At 58.6% G+C, this 21,473-nt stretch carries 19 protein-coding genes; 10 read left to right on the plus strand and 9 right to left on the minus strand.

The annotated features are described in order from the left end of the window. The first annotated feature begins 68 nt into the window (after nt 1-68). Nucleotides 69-1,274 (plus strand): zinc metallochaperone GTPase ZigA, encoded by a 1,206-nt coding sequence (gene zigA, locus DKY63_RS20040; RefSeq protein WP_110965674.1) that lies wholly within the window; start codon nt 69-71, stop codon nt 1,272-1,274. Between the two features lie 12 nt (nt 1,275-1,286). Here the strand turns inward: zigA and DKY63_RS20045 are convergent, their stop codons facing one another. Continuing rightward, nucleotides 1,287-1,643 carry an NADH:ubiquinone oxidoreductase gene (locus tag DKY63_RS20045; protein WP_110965675.1) on the minus strand — a complete coding sequence of 119 codons (357 nt, stop codon included), beginning with the start codon at nt 1,641-1,643 and terminating at the stop codon, nt 1,287-1,289. 26 nt (nt 1,644-1,669) lie between these two features. Here DKY63_RS20045 and DKY63_RS20050 point away from each other — a divergent pair, with 26 nt between their 5' ends. Then, the gene (locus DKY63_RS20050) at nt 1,670-2,635 is read left to right on the plus strand and encodes a CobW family GTP-binding protein (protein ID WP_110965676.1); all 966 of its coding nucleotides are present in this window, start codon (nt 1,670-1,672) and stop codon (nt 2,633-2,635) included. A gap of 55 nt (nt 2,636-2,690) precedes the next feature. Here the strand turns inward: DKY63_RS20050 and DKY63_RS20055 are convergent, their stop codons facing one another. Then, nucleotides 2,691-3,104, minus strand: coding sequence for a DUF3301 domain-containing protein (locus DKY63_RS20055; RefSeq protein WP_110965677.1), 414 nt, complete (start codon nt 3,102-3,104; stop codon nt 2,691-2,693). Between the two features lie 119 nt (nt 3,105-3,223). Between DKY63_RS20055 and pdxY the strand changes: the two genes are divergently transcribed. Then, a complete protein-coding gene (gene pdxY / locus DKY63_RS20060) occupies nt 3,224-4,096 on the plus strand; it encodes a pyridoxal kinase PdxY (protein WP_110965678.1) in 873 nt (290 codons plus the stop codon). 144 nt (nt 4,097-4,240) lie between these two features. Here the strand turns inward: pdxY and DKY63_RS20065 are convergent, their stop codons facing one another. Further along, on the minus strand, nt 4,241-4,723 hold the full coding sequence (locus DKY63_RS20065; RefSeq protein ID WP_110965679.1) for an acyl-CoA thioesterase: 483 nt from the start codon (nt 4,721-4,723) through the stop codon (nt 4,241-4,243). A 283-nt stretch (nt 4,724-5,006) separates the two neighbouring features. Here DKY63_RS20065 and DKY63_RS20070 point away from each other — a divergent pair, with 283 nt between their 5' ends. Beyond that, a complete protein-coding gene (locus tag DKY63_RS20070) occupies nt 5,007-6,770 on the plus strand; it encodes a cation:proton antiporter (RefSeq protein ID WP_110965680.1) in 1,764 nt (587 codons plus the stop codon). 21 nt (nt 6,771-6,791) lie between these two features. Here DKY63_RS20070 and DKY63_RS20075 read toward each other — a convergent pair whose 3' ends face one another. From DKY63_RS20075 to uvrD, 4 genes are all read right to left on the minus strand, one after another. Next, entirely contained in the window at nt 6,792-7,199 is a 408-nt protein-coding gene (locus tag DKY63_RS20075; protein ID WP_110965681.1) for an SMI1/KNR4 family protein, read from the minus strand. Nucleotides 7,200-7,338: 139 nt separating this feature from the next. Further along, nucleotides 7,339-8,217, minus strand: coding sequence for a Tim44 domain-containing protein (locus DKY63_RS20080; RefSeq protein WP_110965682.1), 879 nt, complete (start codon nt 8,215-8,217; stop codon nt 7,339-7,341). Between the two features lie 177 nt (nt 8,218-8,394). Continuing rightward, a complete protein-coding gene (locus DKY63_RS20085) occupies nt 8,395-8,835 on the minus strand; it encodes an EamA family transporter (protein ID WP_110965683.1) in 441 nt (146 codons plus the stop codon). A gap of 71 nt (nt 8,836-8,906) precedes the next feature. Further along, entirely contained in the window at nt 8,907-11,090 is a 2,184-nt protein-coding gene (gene uvrD, locus DKY63_RS20090; RefSeq protein WP_110965684.1) for a DNA helicase II, read from the minus strand. A 257-nt stretch (nt 11,091-11,347) separates the two neighbouring features. On the opposite strand from uvrD, the gene DKY63_RS20095 reads away from it, so the two are divergent. Beyond that, nucleotides 11,348-14,209, plus strand: coding sequence for an EAL domain-containing protein (locus tag DKY63_RS20095; RefSeq protein ID WP_110965685.1), 2,862 nt, complete (start codon nt 11,348-11,350; stop codon nt 14,207-14,209). Between the two features lie 53 nt (nt 14,210-14,262). Here DKY63_RS20095 and DKY63_RS20100 read toward each other — a convergent pair whose 3' ends face one another. Further along, nucleotides 14,263-14,577 carry a hypothetical protein gene (locus DKY63_RS20100; RefSeq protein WP_110965686.1) on the minus strand — a complete coding sequence of 105 codons (315 nt, stop codon included), beginning with the start codon at nt 14,575-14,577 and terminating at the stop codon, nt 14,263-14,265. A gap of 339 nt (nt 14,578-14,916) precedes the next feature. On the opposite strand from DKY63_RS20100, the gene hexR reads away from it, so the two are divergent. Together hexR and DKY63_RS20110 are read left to right on the plus strand one after the other, a co-directional pair. After that, nucleotides 14,917-15,783: a transcriptional regulator HexR gene (gene hexR, locus DKY63_RS20105; protein WP_007927594.1), complete on the plus strand. Its 867-nt coding sequence runs from the start codon at nt 14,917-14,919 to the stop codon at nt 15,781-15,783. Nucleotides 15,784-15,940: 157 nt separating this feature from the next. Continuing rightward, a complete protein-coding gene (locus DKY63_RS20110) occupies nt 15,941-16,153 on the plus strand; it encodes a PA3496 family putative envelope integrity protein (RefSeq protein ID WP_110965687.1) in 213 nt (70 codons plus the stop codon). Here DKY63_RS20110 and DKY63_RS20115 read toward each other — a convergent pair. After that, nucleotides 16,095-17,057, minus strand: a complete 963-nt coding sequence (locus tag DKY63_RS20115) for a LysR family transcriptional regulator (RefSeq protein WP_110965688.1) — start codon at nt 17,055-17,057, stop codon at nt 16,095-16,097. The genes DKY63_RS20110 and DKY63_RS20115 overlap by 59 nt on opposite strands. Before the next feature lie 191 nt (nt 17,058-17,248). On the opposite strand from DKY63_RS20115, the gene DKY63_RS20120 reads away from it, so the two are divergent. The 3 genes from DKY63_RS20120 to DKY63_RS32710 all read left to right on the plus strand — a co-directional run bounded on the left by DKY63_RS20120 (nt 17,249) and on the right by DKY63_RS32710 (nt 21,106). Further along, on the plus strand, nt 17,249-18,664 hold the full coding sequence (locus tag DKY63_RS20120; protein WP_110965689.1) for an acetyl-CoA carboxylase biotin carboxylase subunit: 1,416 nt from the start codon (nt 17,249-17,251) through the stop codon (nt 18,662-18,664). Between the two features lie 11 nt (nt 18,665-18,675). Further along, a complete protein-coding gene (oadA, locus tag DKY63_RS20125; protein WP_110965690.1) occupies nt 18,676-20,484 on the plus strand; it encodes a sodium-extruding oxaloacetate decarboxylase subunit alpha in 1,809 nt (602 codons plus the stop codon). 346 nt (nt 20,485-20,830) lie between these two features. Continuing rightward, nucleotides 20,831-21,106, plus strand: a complete 276-nt coding sequence (locus DKY63_RS32710) for a helix-turn-helix domain-containing protein (protein WP_110967952.1) — start codon at nt 20,831-20,833, stop codon at nt 21,104-21,106. Nucleotides 21,107-21,473: the final 367 nt, after the last annotated feature.

Below are 21,473 nucleotides of genomic sequence, written 5' to 3' on the forward strand. Positions count from 1 at the left end.
AATGTTGTTACACTATAACATTATAAAGGCCCGACGATATGACCGGGAAAACCTGTGAGGAACCTCAAATGCCTAATCGTTTACCCGTCACGGTGCTGTCGGGCTTTCTTGGAGCGGGGAAAAGTACACTTCTTAATTACGTACTACGTAATCGTACTAATCTGCGTGTTGCTGTAATCGTCAATGATATGAGTGAAATCAACATCGATGGCAGCGAGGTCCAGCGTGATGTCAGTCTCAATCGTGCCGAGGAGAAGCTCGTCGAGATGAGTAATGGCTGCATCTGCTGCACTCTGCGCGAGGATCTGCTGGAGGAGGTGAGCAACCTTGCCCGGGAAGGGCGTTTCGATTATCTGCTGATCGAGTCCACGGGCATTTCCGAGCCGCTGCCCGTGGCGGAGACGTTCACCTTTCGCGATGAGAGGGGTCAGAGCCTCAGCGATATCGCGCGCCTGGACACACTGGTTACCGTCGTCGACGGCCTGAATTTCCTTCCTGATTACCAGGCTGCGCAAAGCCTGGCTTCCCGTGGCGAAACCCTGGGCGAAGAGGATGAGCGGGCCATCACGGACCTGCTGATCGAGCAGATCGAATTTGCCGACGTCATCCTGATCAGCAAGATCGACATGATCAGTAGCCAGGAACGCCAGGAGCTGACGGCAATCCTCCAACGGCTTAATTCTCAGGCAGAGATCATTCCCATGGTCATGGGCGAGGTACCGCTGGAGAAAATCCTCAATACCGGTCGCTTCAACTTCGAGAAAGCCGCCCAGGCACCTGGCTGGTTGCAGGAGCTGCGCGGCGAGCACACACCGGAAACCCAGGAATACGGCATCGCTTCCAGTGCCTATCGCGCGCGCCGTCCCTTTCATCCACAGCGCTTTTTCAATTTCATCGATGGTGAATGGCTCAACGGTAATCTGCTGCGCTCCAAGGGCTTCTTCTGGTTGGCGAGCAAGCCGATGCACGCCGGCAGTTGGTCACAGGCAGGCGGGATGATGCGCCATGGCTACGCTGGTCGCTGGTGGCGTTTCGTGCCGAAGGAACAGTGGCCGCAAGACGAGGAAAGCACGGCCGCCATCATGAAGAACTGGAATGCCGATGCAGGCGATTGCCGGCAGGAACTGGTGTTCATCGGCCAGAATATCGATTTCGCGCAGCTCACCCGTGAACTGGACAATTGTCTGCTGACCGATGACGAAATGGCCTTGGGGGCCGAGGCTTGGCGCTTGTTGCCCGATCCGTTTGGTCCCTGGTTCGATGAGGCCGCCTGATCGCGCCACCGCTCAAGGTTTGAGCCAGGTTCCCTGGCTCTGGGCTTCGCAGAACGGTTTCAGATACGCCGCATCGGTGGCGACGCCGTAATAGTGAATATCCTGCCGGTAAGGCATATTGGCCACTTGAGCGTTGCTGCACACGCCGAATGCACCGCCGGGACACTGGTCAACGTATTGCACTTCGACTTTCTGCCCGGCCAGGGTGGGCTGGCAGAAACCGTCGGCGAACAGTTTTTCCGGGATGTTGCGATTCTGCTGACAGACTTTCACGTCCAGTCGTTCTGCCTGGCTGTGGACAACGCAGGCCTGGGCGAGCGCCTCATTGGCAGCCAGCATCAGCAATAATGACCATCCCATCCAACGCATCCGCACCTCCCAAGAAGCCTTCAATCATGTTGCAGAACATTCCCACCCACGTCATCGCAGGCCCCTTGGGGGCCGGCAAGACCAGCCTGATCAAGCACCTGCTGGCGCAACGCCCGGCCGGCGAGCGTTGGGCGGTGCTGATCAATGAGTTCGGCCAGATCGGTCTCGACGCTGCGTTATTGACCCGCGATGGCGATGGTATCGCACTGGGTGAAGTGGCCGGGGGCTGTTTGTGTTGCGTCAATGGCGCGCCGTTTCAAATCGGCCTCGGTCGGCTGCTGCGTAAGGCGCGACCGGACCGGCTGTTCATCGAGCCGTCGGGGCTGGGGCATCCGGCGCAATTGCTCAGGCAACTGAATGAAAAACCGTGGCAAGGTGTACTAAACGTACTACCAAGTGTACTGGTTTTGGACGCTGAGGCGCTCGCGACGGGCAAAACGCTGCCGCAAGCGCAGCAGGAGGCATTGGGTAGCGCTGGATTGCTATTGATGAACAAATCGGAAAACCTGGGTGAAGCAGATCGTCAGCGTCTTATTGCTCAGTTTCCAGGGCGGCCAATGTACTGGACGCAGCAGGCGGTAATGCCATTGAGCCAGTTGCCTGGCCTGTCAGTGCAGGCCGTAGCTGCTGTGGATAAAGCTGTATTGCCCAAAGGGGGGGAGCAACTGACAGCAATTTGGACTGACCCGGCATTACCGATTTGTCTGAGTCAGGAGCAGGAGGGCGGTTGGAGCATCGGCTGGCGCTGGCATCCGAGCCAGATCTTCGATACGGCGCTGGTGGATCAATGGCTCGCCAGCTTGGCCTGGCAGCGGGCAAAGCTGGTTATCCACAGTGCCGTGGGATGGGTATCAATGAATGCAGTGGATAACTCGGTACTGCAATGGCAGGCGAGCGAGTGGCGCAAGGATTCGCGGATGGAACTGATATTCAGTGAGCCGCAGAAGATTGAAGTACTGCAAAGAGGTCTGGATAGCTGTCGCGTGGGGTAGAAATCAAAAGATCGCAGCCTGCGGCAGCCCCTACAGTAGGCTGCGATCTTTCAATTCATGGGCGCCATTTACTGTGTTCCTGCCGCCAATGGCTCAGCTCGACCACATTGCTCCCGGGCTTGACCACATCGGCCACGGGTGGTGTTTCGTCGAAGGGCATCGGGTAGGGCGCCAGTTCAATCTGCGCACTGTGGGCGCCGAACTGGGTGATGGTGCCGTTATGACGGCTTTCACCGGTCACGGTGAATTCGAAGTTATACACACGAGCCAGGCGCCGCTTGCCGCGTCCGTCCTTGATGAAGGCGATTTTTTTCAGCGCCACGTTGCCATCCAGCAACTCGACCCCGAGGTTGCTGCAATGCTGCTTGACCCGCTCCAGTGCGCGCTCGCGCAAACCGTGGTTGTGCCACAGCCAGGCGCCGGCGGTGGCGAACAGCATCAGCACGAAAATATTTCCAAGGGTCAGCATCAACAGGGTGCTCCAACGAGAGAGTGTCAGCTTAACTGCGTCGCCGGTCTGTCGTACAGGCTGTGTTTCGTCGCATACTGCGCCGCTCGAATTTCAATCGTTTTACGGAAACTCACCGCATGAAACGCACGCCCCATCTGCTCGCTATCCAGTCCCACGTGGTGTTCGGTCACGCTGGCAACAGTGCCGCGGTTTTCCCGATGCAGCGGGTCGGGGTGAATGTCTGGCCGCTCAATACCGTGCAGTTCTCCAACCACACCCAATACGGGCAGTGGGCCGGCGAAGTGCTGGCTCCGCAACAGATACCGGATCTGGTGGAGGGCATTGCGGCGATTGGCGAACTGGGCAACTGCGATGCAGTGTTGTCGGGCTATCTGGGCAGTGCCGCGCAGGGCCGGGCGATCCTGACCGGTGTAGCGCGAATCAAGTCGATGAACCCGAAGGCGCTCTACCTGTGCGACCCGGTGATGGGGCATCCGGAGAAGGGCTGCAGCGTGCCGGCGGAAGTCAGTGACTTTCTGCTGGAAGAGGCTGCCGCCGTAGCCGATTTCATGTGCCCGAACCAACTTGAACTCGACAGTTTCTCGGGGCGCAAGCCGCAGTCGCTGTTCGACTGCCTGGCGATGGCTCGGGCGCTGTTGGCGCGTGGACCTAAGGCAGTGCTGGTCAAACATCTGGACTATCCTGGCAAAACGCCGGATGTGTTTGAGATGCTGCTGGTGACGGCGGAAGGCAGTTGGCATCTGCAGCGTCCACTGCTGGCGTTTCCGCGACAGCCGGTGGGTGTTGGCGATCTGACGTCCGGCTTGTTTCTGGCGCGGGTTCTGCTGGGTGACAGCCTGGTGGCCGCTTTCGAATTTGCCGCGTCGGCGGTGCATGAGGTGTTGCTGGAAACCCAGGCCTGCGCCAGCTATGAGCTGGAGCTGGTCAGGGCACAGGACCGGATTGCACATCCGCGGGTGCGGTTTGAGGCTATCCCGATCAGCCTCTGATCGGCGTTGTGCCAATCGCGAGCAAGCTCGCTCCCACAGGGTTCTGCGGCGTGCATATTTTTTGCGCAACACAGCGAATCACAGTGGGAGCGAGCTTGCTCGCGATGACTATCTCAACAACACCATCAGAATTGCTTGCCCAACTCAGGCATCGCCCTTGATTTCCTGATACCGCTTTTCCAGTTCCTGACGAATCTGCCGACGCTGCTGCGCCTGCATGAAGCGCCGCTTGTCTTCGCTGTTTTGCGGTTGCAGGGGCGGTACGGAGGCAGGTTTGCGCTGGTCGTCCACCGCGACCATGGTGAAGAAGCAGCTATTGGTATGGCGCACCGAGCGCTCGCGGATGTTCTCGGTCACCACCTTGATGCCCACCTCCATCGAAGTGTTCCCGGTGTAGTTGACCGAAGCCAGAAAGGTCACGAGTTCACCGACATGGATCGGCTCGCGGAAAATCACCTGGTCCACCGACAGGGTCACCACGTAGCGTCCGGCATAACGGGCTGCACAGGCGTAAGCGACTTCGTCGAGGTATTTGAGCAGGGTGCCGCCGTGAACATTGCCAGAGAAGTTGGCCATGTCGGGGGTCATCAATACCGTCATCGACAGCTGGGCGTTTCCGGGTTCCATAGCGCTCTCACGGGTCAGGGCAAGGTTTGAGGGATGCACCTCTGCGGGTGCCTTGCTGGTTTTTCAAACCAACAGTTATCGGGACGCCGGGCGAGAAGCCGCCGTCACGCCGGATCGATCTGTTTCCATATATTGCACCGCCTTTCTGCCGTAAGTCGCGGTGTTACCCTGCAAAAGCCCGCCCCGAAGGGAAAAATCCTACGCGGAAAACGAATTTTATCTCCGCTTGATCGGACGCTTCCCGCGTTCGCGATTGAGCGATGCGACCAAGGAGCCCCACGCCATGCATGCCATCAGTTTCATTCAAGATCTGGCAGTGATCATGTTGGTCGCAGGCGTGGTGACCGTGCTTTTCCACCGTTTCAAACAGCCGGTGGTATTGGGCTACATCGTGGCGGGTTTCATCATTGGCCCGCATACCCCTCCTTTCGGCTTGATCCACGACGAAGACACCATCAAGACCCTCGCGGAACTGGGGGTGATTTTCCTGATGTTCTGCCTCGGCCTGGAGTTCAGCCTGCGCAAGCTGTTCAAGGTGGGCGCCACGGCGTTTATTGCGGCATTCCTGGAAATCGTACTGATGATCTGGATCGGCTACGAAATCGGCCGCTGGTTCGACTGGAACACCATGGATTCGCTTTTCCTCGGCGCGATCCTGGCCATTTCCTCGACCACCATCATCGTCAAGGCACTCAACGATCTGAAGATGAAAAACCAGCGCTTTGCGCAGCTGATTTTCGGGGTACTAATCGTCGAAGACATTCTGGGCATCGGCATCATTGCGCTGCTGTCGAGCATCGCGGTCAGCGGTACGGTCAGCTCCGGCGAAGTGTTTTCCACCGTCGGCAAGCTCTCGCTGTTCATGATCGTCGCGCTGGTCATCGGTATTCTGCTGGTGCCGCGTTTGCTGGCCTATGTGGCCAAATTCGAAAGCAACGAGATGCTGTTGATCACCGTGCTGGGCCTGTGTTTTGGCTTCTGCCTGCTGGTGGTCAAGCTCGAATACAGCATGGTGCTCGGTGCGTTTCTGATCGGCGCGATCATGGCCGAATCTCGGCAGTTGCTGAAAATCGAGCGACTTATCGAGCCTGTTCGCGACTTGTTCAGCGCGATTTTCTTCGTGGCGATCGGCTTGATGCTCGACCCGATGATCCTGCTGCAATATGCGTGGCCCATCGCCGTGATCACGGTCGCCGTGGTGCTCGGCAAGATGTTGTCCTGCGGCCTTGGTGCCTATATCGCCGGGAATGACGGACGCACCTCGCTGCGCGTCGGCATGGGGCTTTCGCAGATCGGCGAGTTCTCTTTCATCATTGCTGCGCTGGGCATGACCCTGCAGGTCACCAGCAACTTCCTGTACCCGGTGGCCGTGGCGGTTTCGGTGATCACCACGCTGTTGACGCCTTATCTCATTCGCGCGGCTGACCCGCTGTCGATCAAGTTGGCCGCGGTCATGCCTCAGCGGCTAGGGCGGGTGCTGGGAATGTACGGTGAATGGTTGCGCAGCATCCAGCCTCAGGGCGAGGGCGCGCTTCTGGCTTCGATGATTCGGCGGATTCTGTTGCAGGTCGGCGTCAATCTGGCGCTGGTCGTTGCGATCTTTCTCGCAGGGGCGTTTTTCGCCGAGCGCATCTCGGTCAATCTGCAAGAGTGGATTGGTGACCCGAGTTGGCAGAAAGCATTGATCTGGGGAGGGGCGCTGCTGGTGTCACTGCCGTTCCTGATCGCCGCGTATCGCAAGCTCAAGGCCCTGTCGATGTTGCTGGCGGAAATGGGGGTGAAGCCGGAAATGGCCGGGCGCCACACGCAGCGAGTGCGCCGGGTGATCGCCGAAGTGATCCCGATTCTCTCGCTGTTGGTGATTTTCCTGCTATTGGCAGCCTTGTCGGCCAGTATTCTGCCGACCAACAAGTTGCTGATGCTGATTGCCGTGGTAGCGGCGGGTGTGGCGGCGCTGCTATGGCGCTGGTTTATCCGCGTCCACACGCGCATGCAGGTGGCTTTGCTCGACACCCTGGATAATCACAAGGATTCGCCAGGGCACTGACGCCGTGGGGCGTCAGCTGAATCAGCTTTCCAGCCAGACGTCCCGCGCCCAATGCCACACCGACTCCCAGGATTCTTCGGTGATCAATTCTTCTTCGCCCGACCACAACACCACGGTCCCGTCCTCTTCGACGCAATAGTAGTCGTCACCGTCCTGGCAGATCGGGATCAGGTCGCGCGCTACACCGGCATCCCAGGCATTGGCGGCAACGTCCGGCAGATAGGTATGGGATTGTGGGTCGGTGACGGTCACCGGCTCCAGGCTGCCGTAGACCACATCGCTGACAGTCAGCAGGAATTCCTTGAAGACAAATGGAATGTTGATGAAGAGTTCTTCTTCGATTTCGACCAACTGGTCTTCGTCGGGCAACTCCAAGGGGACCGGTACCGGTTCGTTGGCTTCACGCAGTTGTTCGATGATTTCTTCCACGTCCGGGATCCTCTTGCTTGAATGGCGCGGTTTATATGGGGCGGTTTATACAGTAGCTCGCTATGGATGCAACCGCGAAATAGAAAACCCCGGCCGAAGCCGGGGTTTTTTATTACAGCACGTGAAGCGCGAGGGGCAATCAGCCGTTCTGGCGGATGCCTGCCACCAGCCAAGGCTGGTTTTCGCCCTGGGCACGTTCCATGTTCCAGCTTTCGCTGAACACTTCGCCCTGGTCGAAACGAGAGGTTTTCGACACGCCGCTGAACGTCAGGGTAGCGATGGTCTTGTCGGCGCGATCATCCACACCGTCCAGTTGCACATTGAGGTTATCAATGTAGGTGGACTGGAAGCCGTCACCCAGATCGGCACGTTCGCGCTTGAGGAACTCCAGCATCTGAGGGGTGACGAACTCGGCGATCTTGTCCATTTCATTGGCGTCCCAGTGCTGTTGCAGGGACTGGAAGTGATTGCGGGCCGCTTCTACGAAGTTATGTTCATTGAACCAGGCGGGTGCGTTGATCACTGGGCGGGCGGCGGCAGGAGCGGCCGAGCCACCGAAGATCGAGCCCATGGCAGGTTTCTGTTCGAAGGCTTCACGCTGCATCGGCGCGTGACCGGCCGGAGCGTATTGCTCCTGCTGCTTGCGACGACGGGCGGCGATGAAACGGAAGACCAGGAACGCGATGACGGCCATGATCAGGATGTCGAAGATTTGCATGCCCTGGAAGCCACCGCCCATGAACATGGAAGCCAGCAGGCCACCGGCGGCGATACCGGCCAGAGGACCGAGCCAGCGCGAAGCACCGCCGGCCTTGGCAGCGGCGCCAGCGGCACCGGCAGCACCAGCGGTCGCCGCAGCGCCGCCCATGCCTGGAGAAGAAGGAGCCATCTGGCTGGTCTGGTGAGTAGGCGCAGCGCCTGCGCTTTTGCCACCACCGAAGCGCTTGGCGGCATTGACGTCGAGACTCATCGTCAGGCCGATGCACAACGCCATGGCGATGCTAAGAAAACGTTTCATAAAGGGAATTCCCGTTTGTGGAAGGCACGCGCGCCATGTTGCACAGCTGAGGTGTTACTGGCTAGCGGCAGAGTGTTTCGGGCTTTTGCCTGACAGGTCGGGTTCAGCTTCAGTCAGGCAATAAGGCTGTTCAATTTTGTCCGTCGGATGAAGGGATAAGTTCTGTAGGAAAGATGCCTAGCGTCTCAGCGCCAGCATGACCACCCCGGCTGTGATCAGACCGATTCCACCCCATTGGCGCAGATCGAGTTTTTCGCCCAGCAGGACCACGCCGAGGACGGCGACGAGCACCACGCTGAGTTTGTCCACCGGAGCGACCAGCGAGGCCGGGCCGACCTTGAGTGCGCGAAAGTAGCAGATCCATGATGCACCCGTGGCCAGGCCGGACAACAGCAGGAACAGGTAACTCCTGCCAGAGATCTCTCCCAGAGACTGATATTGGCCCGTGGCGTACAAAATCAAGGCCAGGCTGACCAGCACTACGATCGTCCTGAGCAGCGTGGCGAAGTCGGAGTTGACGTTCTCCACGCCGATCTTCGCGAAAATGGCAGTCAATGCCGCGAATGCTGCCGACAACAGGGCCCAGAATGTCCAGGAAGAAAAGAAGCCAGAGCCCATGTTTTAGCGCCTTTAGTCAGATCAACCTGTGGGAGCAGGCTTGCTCCCACAGAAAAGCATCCAGTTTGTCCTTAAATGGCTTCCAGCTTGGCGTACCCCAGCATCAACCACTTGCTGCCTTCGCTGAAGTTCACCTGAACCCGCGCCTGTGCACCTGCGCCTTCGAAGTTGAGGATCACTCCGTCACCAAACACTGAGTGCCGTACCGCCTGGCCCAGGGAAAAACCGGTCTGCGGAATCTCGCTGCCACTGAACAGGTTGCTGCCACTCATTGACTGAGTACCGCCGAACGGTCGACTGACGCTGTTTGACAGCCGCACTTCCTGAATCAGGCCCTTGGGCACTTCGCGTACGAAACGCGACACCTTGTTGTAGGTTTCGCTGCCGTAGAGGCGACGGGTTTCAGCATAGGTCATCACCAGATTCTGCATGGCCCGGGTGACGCCGACATAGGCCAGGCGACGTTCTTCCTCAAGACGTCCTGGCTCTTCCAGGCTCATCTTGTGCGGGAACAGGCCTTCTTCCATGCCCACCAGGAACACGTAGGGGAACTCCAGGCCCTTGGCACTGTGCAGGGTCATCAGCTGAATGCTGTCTTCGTGCTCGTCGGCCTGGGTATCCCCGGCTTCCAGCGAGGCGTGACCAAGGAAAGCCGCCAGCGGCGTCAGGTCCTCATCTTCTTCGCTGGTTTCGAAGTTGCGCGCGGCGCTGACCAGTTCCTCAAGGTTTTCTACCCGGGCCTGACCCTTCTCGCCTTTTTCCGCTTCGTGGTAGGCAATGAGTCCCGATTGCTCGATGACGGTTTGGGTCATCAGGTGCAACGGCATTTCCATGCACTTGGCGGCAAGGTTTTCGATCAGTTCCATGAACGCACCCAACGCGCTGGCGGCACGACCGGTGAGGCCCTTGTTGGCAACCAGCTGACGCATGGCTTCCCACATGGAGACATCGCTGTGGCGGGCGTGCTCGCGAATCGCTTCGACGGTTTTCTCGCCGATGCCGCGAGCGGGCACATTGATCACTCGCTCCAGCGCGGCATCGTTGCCACGGCCTTCGAGCAGGCGAAGGTAAGCCATGGCGTTCTTGATTTCCGCCCGTTCGAAGAAGCGCTGGCCGCCATAGATGCGGTACGGAATGCGCTCGCGCAGCAAGGCTTCTTCCAAAACCCGCGATTGGGCGTTGGAGCGGTACAGAATCGCGATGTCACTGCGGGACAAGCCGGTTTTCAGCGCGCTCTCGATGGTTTCGACAACATAGCGCGCTTCGTCGTGTTCATTGAACGCGGCGTAAAGGTTAATCGCTTCGCCATCGCCGCCTTCGGTCCACAGCTCTTTGCCCATGCGCCCGGTGTTGTTGGCGATCAAGGCGTTGGCAGCTTTCAGGATGCCGGCGGTGGAACGGTAATTCTGTTCCAGACGAATGAGTTCGGCATCCGGGAAGTCGTCGGAATATTGGTAGATGTTCTCGATTTTCGCGCCGCGCCAGCCGTAAATCGACTGATCGTCATCGCCTACCACCATCAGGCTGTCGCCGCCCTTGGCCAGCAGGCGCAACCAGGCGTACTGCACGGCGTTGGTGTCCTGGAATTCGTCCACCAGAATGTGCCGAAAGCGCTTTTGATAATGCGCCAGCAACCCGGGGTGATCGCGCCACAGGTCGAGGGCGCGCAGTAGCAGTTCGGAGAAGTCGATAACGCCGGCGCGCAGGCAGGCAGCCTCGTAGGCTTCATAGATGCTGCGCATGGTGGCCAGGAACAGATCGCCGCTGGCTTGAATGTGTTGCGGGCGCAGACCTTCGTCTTTCTGCCCGTTGATGAACCATTGGGCCTGGCGCGCTGGCCAGCGTTGTTCATCCAGGCCGAGCTCGCGGATCACCCGCTTGACCAGGCGTTGCTGGTCGTCGCTGTCGAGAATCTGGAAGGTCTGGCTCAAGCCCGCTTCCTGCCAGTGCGCCCGCAACAAGCGGTGCGCCAGGCCGTGGAAGGTGCCGACCCACATGCCGGCCGGGTTGATACCCATTAGCTGTTCGATGCGCTGGCGCATCTCGGCAGCGGCCTTGTTGGTGAACGTCACCGACAGGATGGAGTGCGGCGATGCGTTTTCGACCTGGATCAACCAGGCGATACGGTGCACCAGCACTCGGGTTTTACCGGAACCAGCACCGGCCAGGACCAACTGACGACCCACGGCGGCGGCTACGGCCTGGCGTTGGGCATCGTTGAGGGAGTTCAGCAGAAGGGAGAGATCATCGCGCATCGGGGCATTCTAGGGGGCGGCGACACACCGGGCAAACACCGCTTTGCTTTAGCCGATGAAAGAGGCGCGAGGACGACCGGTCAGTCACCGGCTGCAAGCGTTGTCAGGTCTCGCCTGATGGCTTTGACGCGAAGTCGGGGGGGCGAGAATTTTGTCTGTTTTTTGACCGGGAGCAGTTTGGTCCGATCATTTGCTTGTGTATGCTCCGTCGACGTTTCGGGCGCATGCCCACCCTAATAAGAACAAGAATATTGATTATGACCCTCAGTTCCGACCTGTCGGGCCCTTCTGTGGAACCCCGGGTTATCCGTAAACGATACGCCGTGGAAATGGCCGTCGAACGCACGCGCCTGCTCTATCAAGGCTCTTTGCTGCCTACGCTGTTCATGTTGATCAATGGTCTGGTCTGCGCCGGCTTGCTCTGGAGTCCGCAGCGCTACTTCCTGATCACTGTCTGGCTGGTTTGGTTGTTGTCGTTGGTGGCCTTGCGGGTGATTCAGGTCGCGGCCTTTGATTCGGCGATTCCCAATCGTCAGGCCCATCCCATCTGGTTGCGCATGTTTTTGCTGGGTTCGGGCCTCACCGGTCTGACCCTGGCGGGCGCCGGTATCGCCCTGGTGCCCGCCGACAACTTTATCCAGCAAGCCTGGGTTTTCGGCCTGATCGGCGCGGCAGCGCTCTCGGCCAGTGTGGCCTACGCCGTCAGCCTGCCGGCGTTTCTGTCGTTTACCTTGCCTTGTTTATTGCCAGCCATCGCCTACATGTTCTGGGGCGAGGAGCAGGGGTGGGGCTGGTTTGGCCTGATTCTGCTGGGTGCGTTGAGCGTGGTTGCCTGGCAGGTCAATCGGCTGATTGATCGCAGCTTGTTGCAACGTTTTCAGAATCAGGCGCTGATCGAGCACCTGCAGCAGGCGCAAAGCTGTAGCGACCAGCTTAATCAGAAGCTGGGCAGGGAAGTCGAGCAGCGTCGGCGTGCCGAGCAAGAGTTGCGTGAAATCCAGGTCGATCTGGAAAGCCGCGTGGAACAGCGCAGTCTGGAGCTGGATGCCGCCAATCAGGCGTTGAGCAAGAGCGAGGCGCGGCTGGCGCTGGCTTTGAAGGCCAGTGAGTTGGGGCTATGGGACTGGAACCTGCAAACCGACGAAGTCCATCACACGCATATCCAGGAGTTGTTCGGCCTCGACCCTGAGTATGTCACGGCCATGCTGCGCCACCTCAAGCCACGCTTGCATCCGGAGGACCTGCCTGCACTGAGAAGGGCCTTGGTCGAGCATTTGAAGGGCCTGACCGAGGACTATCAGGTCGAGTACCGCGTGCGACATAGCGATGGGCGTTGGGTCTGGATCGAGGACCGCGGTCGAGCGGTCGAGCGTACCGCCAGTGGTCGGGTGATTCGCATGGTCGGCACCCGCCGCGACATCAGCGTCAACAAGGCGCTCGAGGAGCAACAACAACTGGCGGCGATGGTGTTCGAGGCTGCCAGCGAAGGTATTGTGATTTTCGACCCCCAATACTCGCTGATCGCGGTCAACCAGGCGTTTAGTCGGGTAACCGGCTATGAGATCGACGACATCATTGGCCGCAACGTCGTCGAGTTACCGTGCAGCCGCGATGCCCGCCGTCATTACGCCGCGATCCATCATGCGCTGGAGCAGCACGGCAGTTGGCAGGGAGAGCTGGTGGAAACCCGCAAGAACGGCGAGATGTACCCGCAATGGCTGCATCTGAATGCCGTTCGCGATAGTCGGGGAAATGTCAGTCATATAGTCGGCTTCTTCGCGGATCTATCCGCTCGACGAGAGTCCGAAGAGCGCATGCGCTATCTGACCCATTATGACGAGCTGACAGGCCTGGCGAACCGCTCGATGTTCCGTGAACGGCTAAGCGAGGCCTACCAGCGCGTGCGCCAGGGTGGTTATCGCAGCCTGGCGCTGTTGCACATCAATCTGGATCGTTTCAAGCAGCTCAATGACAGCCTGGGACATGAAGTCGCCGATCAACTATTGCAGAAAATGGCCCGGAGACTGGTCAATGCACTCCCGGAAGCGGACACCATCGCCCGCCTGTCCGGCGATGAGTTTGCGGTGTTGTTCAACACCTATGGCAACCTGTCGAGCCTGGCGCGGGTGGCGACACGCTTGTCCAACAAATTACGTATACCGGTGACGATCGAGGGCCATGAACTGGTGGTTAGCGCGTCGATGGGCATCAGTCTGATACCCGACAACGCCCGGGATATTTCCGCGCTGGTCAGTCAGTCGAACATGGCCATGCAACACGCCAAGCATTTGGGGGGCAACAACTTCCAGTTCTACACCGACAGCCTGCAGGCCAGCACGCTGGAGCGTTTGCAGCTGGAAAACCAGCTGCGCAAGGCGGTTGAAGAGCGGCAACTGAAGGTGTTTTACCAACCGAAGCTGTGCCTGGCCACGGGCAAACTGAATGCTGCCGAGGCACTGGTGCGTTGGGATCACCCGACCATGGGGCGCGTGCCACCGGGGGATTTCATCGGTTTGGCTGAAGAGACCGGACTGATCGGCCCGATCGGGGAGTTCGTGTTGCGTCAGGCCTGCCTGCAAGCCTGTGAATGGCAGCGGCAAGGGCTCGAGCCTATTCGGGTTTCGGTCAATCTGTCGGTGCACCAACTGCGCCAAGGCAAGCTCGTCAGCCTGGTGCGGCAAGTGCTGGAAGACACCGGACTGGCGCCGCGCTATCTGGAACTGGAGCTCACCGAGAGCCAGTTGCTGGACAGCGTCGAGCACATCATTGCGACGTTCCAGCAACTGCGCGACATTGGGGTGAAGCTGGCGATCGATGATTTCGGCACCGGGTATTCATCCCTGAGCTACCTCAAGCGCATTCCCGTGGATTACGTGAAGATCGATCAGGCATTCATTCGCGGCCTGGGAGAGGGTACGGAGGATGCGGCGATTACGCGGGCAATCATTACCATGGCGCATGGTTTGTCGTTGAAAGTCGTGGCGGAGGGGGTGGAGCGGCTCGAGCAGTTGGACTTTCTCAAAAATGAGTGCTGCGATGAGGTTCAGGGGTATCTGATCAGTCGGCCGGTAGAGGCGGAGGGGCTGGCGAGTCTGCTACGTGAACAACCTGTGGATTGAAGAAACACTTCCCGCCGAACGCTTTAAAGCTCGGCGGGAAGTGGATTTGCTATTTAGTCGGTAATCATGATGTTGTCGATTTTGTGCAGCAGTTTTCCTTCATGGTAAATACTGACGCCGGTGACATTGGAATTGCCCATTACTTTGAATTCGACGGGTTTTTCAGTTACGACTTGCAGCGATGCCTCATTGGAAGTTTCGAGTTTCAACTCAAGCCGGATATTGAATGATTTGTCCTGCAGTTTCATATGTTCCAGCCTGGGTGCGACACCTGTGTGGGCAACGGTTACCGTGCCGTGGACGCGGAAGGATTGGTTACCTGGCATCCTGTCGATTTGTGCAGTCCAGTCTTTGGTTTCAATGCTCATGATGTGTAACTCCTGTAGTTAATTTAGTTGCTTCCTGCCGGATCAATATATCCATCTGAAAGTAAGAGTGGAGAGCGCTTATAGTTCGGTTTTGTAAGGTCGTATGTTTTGTTAGTTATGAGTTAGATGCGCAAGTATTTAGCTTTGATGTTGGGCAAAGCTTTTCATGCGTTGTAGGGGTGGAGGGGGTGAGGGTTGAGCACAGGGGCTACATGAAGCGCGAGCACCTGAAATCGTGGGATCCGGTTACGCATTGAGCAGGCAAAATGCCGTTTCATGTAGTATAACTACAAGCGTGCTACATCCCCGGCGCCTGCCAATAACAAAGAGTCCATACCTTTGAATCTGCTGCAACACATCGCCCAGTCTCGTCACCTGTTACGCAAGTCGGAGCTCAAGGTCGCCGATCACGTGCTGCTTGACCCCGCGGCCGTGATGCACAGTTCCATGGCCGACCTGGCCCACAGCGTCGGCATCAGCGAGCCGACCATCGTGCGTTTTTGCCGTGCCATCGGCTGCTCAGGGTTCCAGGACCTGAAGTTGAAGCTGGCCCAAAGCCTGGCGGCGGGTGCAAGTTTCGGCCAGTTCGCAATCCATGAAGATGATTCGGTCGCTGACTACAGCCTGAAAATTTTCGACACTACCCTGCACACCCTGATGGAGGTTCGCGAGAAGCTCGATCCGGTGGAGTTGCAGCGCGCGGTGACGCTGATGTCGCAAGCCCAGCGCGTGGAGTTCTACGGCTTCGGCGCCTCGGGCGCGGTAGCGGCGGATGCACAGCACAAGTTTTTCCGCCTGCTGCTGACCGCGGCGGCCTATTCCGACCCGCACATGCAGGCGATGTCGGCGGTAACCCTGAAGCCGACCGACGTGGCGATCTGTATTTCCCAGTCCGGGCGTTCCAAGGATCTGCTGATCACCGCCAACCTGGTGCGTGAAAGCGGTGCTTCGCTGATTACCCTGTGCCCCAGCCAGACGCCGCTGGCCGAACTGTCGACCGTCAACCTGGCGATCGATGTGCACGAAGACACCGAGATATATACACCGCTGACTTCGCGGATCGCCCACCTGGTGGTGATCGATGTGCTGGCAATGGGTGTGGCCATGGCTCGTGGTCCGAGCCTGGTGAATCACCTCAAGAGCGTCAAACGCAGCCTGCGCAGCTTGCGGTTGTCGCCCAAGTCGGTAAAAGCGCTGGATGATTAAAAAGATCGCAGCCTTCGGCAGCTCCTACACGAAACCCTGTAGGAGCTGCCGAAGGCTGCGATCTTTTGATTTTCATCCATCTGTAACGATCCCGCCGCTAAAGCGTAACCCCCTGCACCTATCTTGAAGCTCCCGTACTCGCCTTGGGAGACTCGAAATGGCCCAGCACTACGAAGAACGCAACAGCGCCGTCAGAACCCGCCGTCAGCAGGAAGATCAGCGCCGCATGGAGTTTCGCCGCGCTATTGAGTATCGCTCCGAACAGCGTCAACTTCTGGCCGAAATCGGCGATTTTCCGGAAGATTTCGAGCTTAATTTCTGGCAGACAGCGTCGTCGCCTTCCCGTCGAAACGCTCAACCAGCCCGCTGATCTGTACCCGCTCGCTGCGCACGAACGCAAGGAAAGCGTGGGCCACCGGTGACAGTCGCTTGGCTTTGGCCTGCACCAGGCACCAGCTGCGGTACAACGGCAATTCTTCGACCGGCAGTTCAATCAGTCCGCCGGTCGCCAGTTCCAGGTTCAGGGCGTGGCGCGTCAAAAGCGCAACGCCCAACCCGGCCAACACACATTCACGCTGGGCTTCGGCCGACGAGACTTCCTGGGTCTGGTTGAAGTGCACGCGCTTCTCCTTGAAATACTCCTCGCACGCCATCCGTGTTCCCGAGCCGGGTTCGCGCAGCAGCAACGTGTAAGGCTCAAGGTCCTGCAAGCGCAGCGGCCCCATGTGGCACAGCGGATGGTCCGGTGGAGCGACGGCGACGATCGGGTTGTTGAGGAATGGCAGGAATTCCAGCCCCATGTCTTGCGGCACCATCGACATGATCACCAGATCATCGCGGTTGTCAGAGAGACGGCGGATGACCTGGCCACGGTTGACTACCGTCAGTTGCAGGTTCACTTCCGGATGTTGGCGCTTGAACGCAGCGAACAGGTGCGGGACGAAATACTTGGCGCTGGATTCGACCGCCAGTTTCAACTGGCCCTGCAACGAACCCTGCATGTCGGACAGCTGCATATCGAGGTTTTCCAGGCGCCCGAAAATGTCGCGGCTGGCGCGTTGCAGTGCTTCAGCGGCCTCCGTCATGTAGAGTTTTTTGCCGACGTAATCGAACAAAGGTTGGCCAATCAGCTCCTCCAACTGGCGAATCTGCAGGCTGACCGCCGGTTGTGTGAGTGACATTTCGTCGGCTGCGCGGCTGTACGAGCGCAAATCACAGACTTCATTGAAAATCTGCAATTGACGCAATGTCATACGCATCAATGACTTACGCATTTTTAAAGCACCTTCGGCGCAGGCTGGAACATCAACTATAAGTCTTTACTTATGCGTGACCCAATTTTTATTCATTTTTTTTAATCCCTTGTGGGCGCTAGTGTGGCCCTGCGACCAAACTGAAACATTTGGTCACGCGTCGACCTGGGTCTAGCAGGTCGTGGGTACTACCGGCTCAAGGGAAACTCCAAGTGATAACAAAGATCCTGATCGCCAACCGTGGTGAGATTGCCGTACGAATCGTACGAGCCTGCGCCGAGATGGGTATTCGCTCGGTGGCGATTTATTCCGACGCCGACCGCCATGCCCTGCATGTGAAGCGCGCAGACGAGGCCCACAGCATTGGCGCCGAGCCACTGGCCGGTTACCTGAACCCGCGCAAGCTGGTGAACCTGGCGGTGGAAACCGGTTGCGATGCGCTGCATCCCGGCTACGGTTTCCTCTCGGAAAACGCGGAACTGGCGGAGATCTGCGCCGAACGCGGTATCAAATTCATCGGCCCATCGGCAGAAGTCATTCGCCGCATGGGTGACAAGACCGAAGCGCGCCGCAGCATGATCAAGGCGGGCGTGCCGGTCACTCCGGGCACCGAAGGCAATGTCTCGGGCATCGAAGAAGCCCTGAGCGAAGGCGACCGCATTGGTTATCCGGTGATGCTCAAGGCCACGTCCGGTGGTGGCGGTCGCGGTATCCGTCGCTGCAACAGCCGCGAAGAACTCGAACAGGCTTTCCCGCGGGTCATTTCCGAGGCCACCAAGGCTTTCGGTTCGGCGGAAGTGTTCCTGGAAAAGTGCATCGTCAACCCGAAGCACATCGAAGCACAGATCCTCGGCGACAGCTTTGGCAACGTGGTGCACCTGTTCGAGCGTGACTGCTCCATCCAGCGTCGCAACCAGAAGCTGATCGAGATCGCACCGAGCCCGCAACTGACCCCGGAACAGCGCGCCTACATCGGCGACCTGTCGGTGCGCGCAGCCAAGGCCGTGGGCTACGAGAACGCCGGTACCGTGGAGTTCCTGCTCGCCGAGGGCGAGGTGTACTTCATGGAGATGAACACCCGGGTTCAGGTGGAGCACACCATCACCGAAGAAATCACCGGCATCGACATCGTTCGCGAGCAGATCCGCATCGCTTCCGGCCTGCCGCTTTCGGTGAAGCAGGAAGATATCCACCATCGTGGTTTCGCCCTGCAGTTCCGGATCAACGCCGAAGACCCGAAAAACAACTTCCTGCCGAGCTTCGGCAAGATCACCCGTTACTACGCCCCCGGCGGTCCCGGCGTGCGTACCGACACGGCGATCTACACCGGTTACACCATTCCACCGTTCTACGACTCCATGTGCCTGAAACTGGTGGTGTGGGCGCTGACCTGGGAAGAGGCGATGGACCGTGGCTTGCGCGCCCTGGACGACATGCGTCTGCAAGGGGTCAAGACCACCGCCGCGTACTACCAGGAAATCCTGCGTAACCCGGAATTCCGTAGCGGCCAGTTCAATACCAGCTTCGTTGAAAGCCACCCTGAACTGACCAACTACTCGATCAAGCGCAAACCCGAAGAGCTGGCCCTGGCCATCGCCGCCGCCATCGCCGCCCACGCAGGCCTGTGAGGAATAAAACAATGTCCAAGAAGATTCACGTAACCGACACCATCCTGCGCGACGCCCACCAATCGCTGCTCGCGACCCGCATGCGCACCGAAGACATGCTGCCGATCTGCGACAAGCTCGACAAAGTCGGCTACTGGTCGCTGGAATGCTGGGGCGGCGCCACCTTTGACGCCTGCGTGCGCTTCCTCAAAGAAGACCCGTGGGAGCGTCTGCGCCAACTGCGCGCCGCGCTGCCTAACACTCGTCTGCAAATGCTCCTGCGCGGCCAGAACCTGCTGGGCTACCGCCACTACAGCGACGACGTGGTCAAGGCGTTCGTGGCCAAGGCAGCGGTCAACGGCATCGACGTGTTCCGTATTTTCGACGCCATGAACGACGTGCGTAACCTGCGCGTGGCCATCGAAGCGGTGAAAGCGGCGGGCAAACACGCCCAGGGCACCATCGCCTACACCACCAGCCCTGTGCACACCATCGACGCCTTCGTGACTCAGGCCAAGCAAATGGAAGCCATGGGTTGCGACTCGGTGGCAATCAAGGACATGGCCGGCCTGCTGACTCCGTACGCTACCGGCGAACTGGTCCGGGCATTGAAAGCCGAGCAGTCGCTGCCGGTGTTCATCCACTCCCACGACACCGCTGGCCTGGCCGCGATGTGCCAGCTCAAGGCCATCGAAAACGGTGCCGACCACATCGACACCGCGATCTCCAGCTTCGCCTCCGGCACCAGCCACCCAGGCACCGAGTCGATGGTCGCCGCCCTTAAAGGCACCGAATTCGACACCGGCCTGAACCTGGAACTGCTGCAGGAAATCGGCCTGTACTTCTACGCCGTGCGCAAGAAGTACCACCAGTTCGAAAGTGAATTCACTGCGGTCGATACCCGTGTGCAGGTCAACCAGGTTCCGGGCGGGATGATTTCCAACCTGGCCAACCAGCTCAAAGAGCAGGGTGCCTTGAACCGCATGGCTGAAGTGCTGGCGGAAATCCCGCGCGTTCGCGAAGACCTCGGCTTCCCTCCGCTGGTGACCCCGACCTCGCAGATCGTCGGCACCCAGGCGTTCTTCAACGTGCTGGCCGGCGAGCGTTACAAGACCATCACCAACGAAGTGAAGCTGTACCTGCAAGGCGGCTACGGCAAGGCGCCAGCCCCGGTGAACGAGCAACTGCGTCGTCAGGCCATCGGCAGCGAAGAAGTGATCGACGTGCGCCCGGCCGACCTGCTCAAGCCGGAAATGGCCAAGCTGCGTGCCGATATCGGCGCACTGGCCAAGTCTGAAGAGGACGTACTGACCTTCGCCATGTTCCCGGATATCGGTCGCAAGTTCCTCGAAGAGCGCGCGACCGGCACCCTGACACCGGAAGTGCTGCTGCCAATCCCGGAAGCGGGCAAGGTGGCCTCGGCAGGCGGCGAAGGCGTACCGACCGAGTTCGTCATCGACGTCCACGGCGAAACCTACCGTGTGGACATCACCGGTGTCGGCGTCAAGGCCGAAGGCAAGCGTCACTTCTACCTGTCCATCGACGGCATGCCGGAAGAAGTGGTGTTCGAACCGCTGAACGAATTCGTCGGTGGTGGCAGCAGCAAGCGCAAGCAAGCCACTGCACCGGGTCACGTCAGCACCACCATGCCGGGCAACATCGTTGATGTACTGGTCAAGGAAGGCGACACCGTCAAGGCGGGCCAGGCCGTGCTGATCACCGAAGCGATGAAGATGGAAACCGAAGTGCAGGCGGCCATCGCCGGCAAGGTCACCGCCATCCACGTGGCCAAGGGCGACCGGGTGAATCCGGGCGAAATCCTGATCGAGATCGAAGGCTGAGATAACAGCCTCGGTACAACGCTTTAAACCTCGGGGGAGCATGGGCTCCCCTTTTTTTTGCCTGCAATTTCGCTTCTGGAAAGGCCATGAGGGTGGTGTCGGTTGATTAGAACCTCATCCGCAATTACTCAATCAATCCGTGATTGCGGTTTATGCCGATCTCCTCGTTGTGTCCGATATCCAAGAACGGCCTGTGGAGAGGCGGATACCCACCTTGCATTCTTTTGCAGTTTTCTCGGGTATGAACACATTTATACGCAATTTAATGCATGTTACGACCAGTCTGCCGCTGTTGATATGCATTATTTTGCATGTCGTTATGCTTGTTGAGATGGAGGTGAGCGGTATGACGATGTCTGTCATGGAGCGGAGGATTCTGCTCGAAAGCATTCTTGAGGAGCTTGCGAATGACACACTCAGTATCCATCAAGCAGTTCGGCGTTTGCGAGTCGAGGTGACGGGTCTAAACCAAGCCAAGTTCGCAAGGATGTGTAAAATTTCGGTTCGGTCTTTGGTACAAATGGAACAAGGGGAAGGGAATCAGACGTTGAAATCTCTAAACAAGGTTTTCTGTTTGTTTGGAATGAGAGTTGGGGTTTTGAAGCTGCGGCGCGATAGTTGATGAGTTTGGATTAGGCGGAAAGATGCGAAAGGGCAGCCAGCAATATGCGGGGTTGTCATCTCAATCTCGGTTTCATGTAGGACGCATCTGAGATTAGAAAAGCGGGTATTACTTCGTTTGAGGCTTGCCTATCATCCCCCCGTCACCGACAAATCGGTGACCGACTTTAGCCGGTCGTAACAGATGATGCACAAGCGCCCGTATAATCGCGGCGCTTTTTGCTGCCTGGCATTCGTATGTCTATGGTGGCTGTGCGTGGGACACCTTCGGGTGTGCCGGGTGCATCTGTCCGGTCGGCTAACCTGCGTACAGCTACCACCCCAATTCGTTTAGCCGCGATGGGTGGGAGATTTTCCTATCAGATGAG

Source organism: Pseudomonas putida, from assembly GCF_003228315.1.
GTDB lineage: Bacteria > Pseudomonadota > Gammaproteobacteria > Pseudomonadales > Pseudomonadaceae > Aquipseudomonas > Aquipseudomonas putida_S.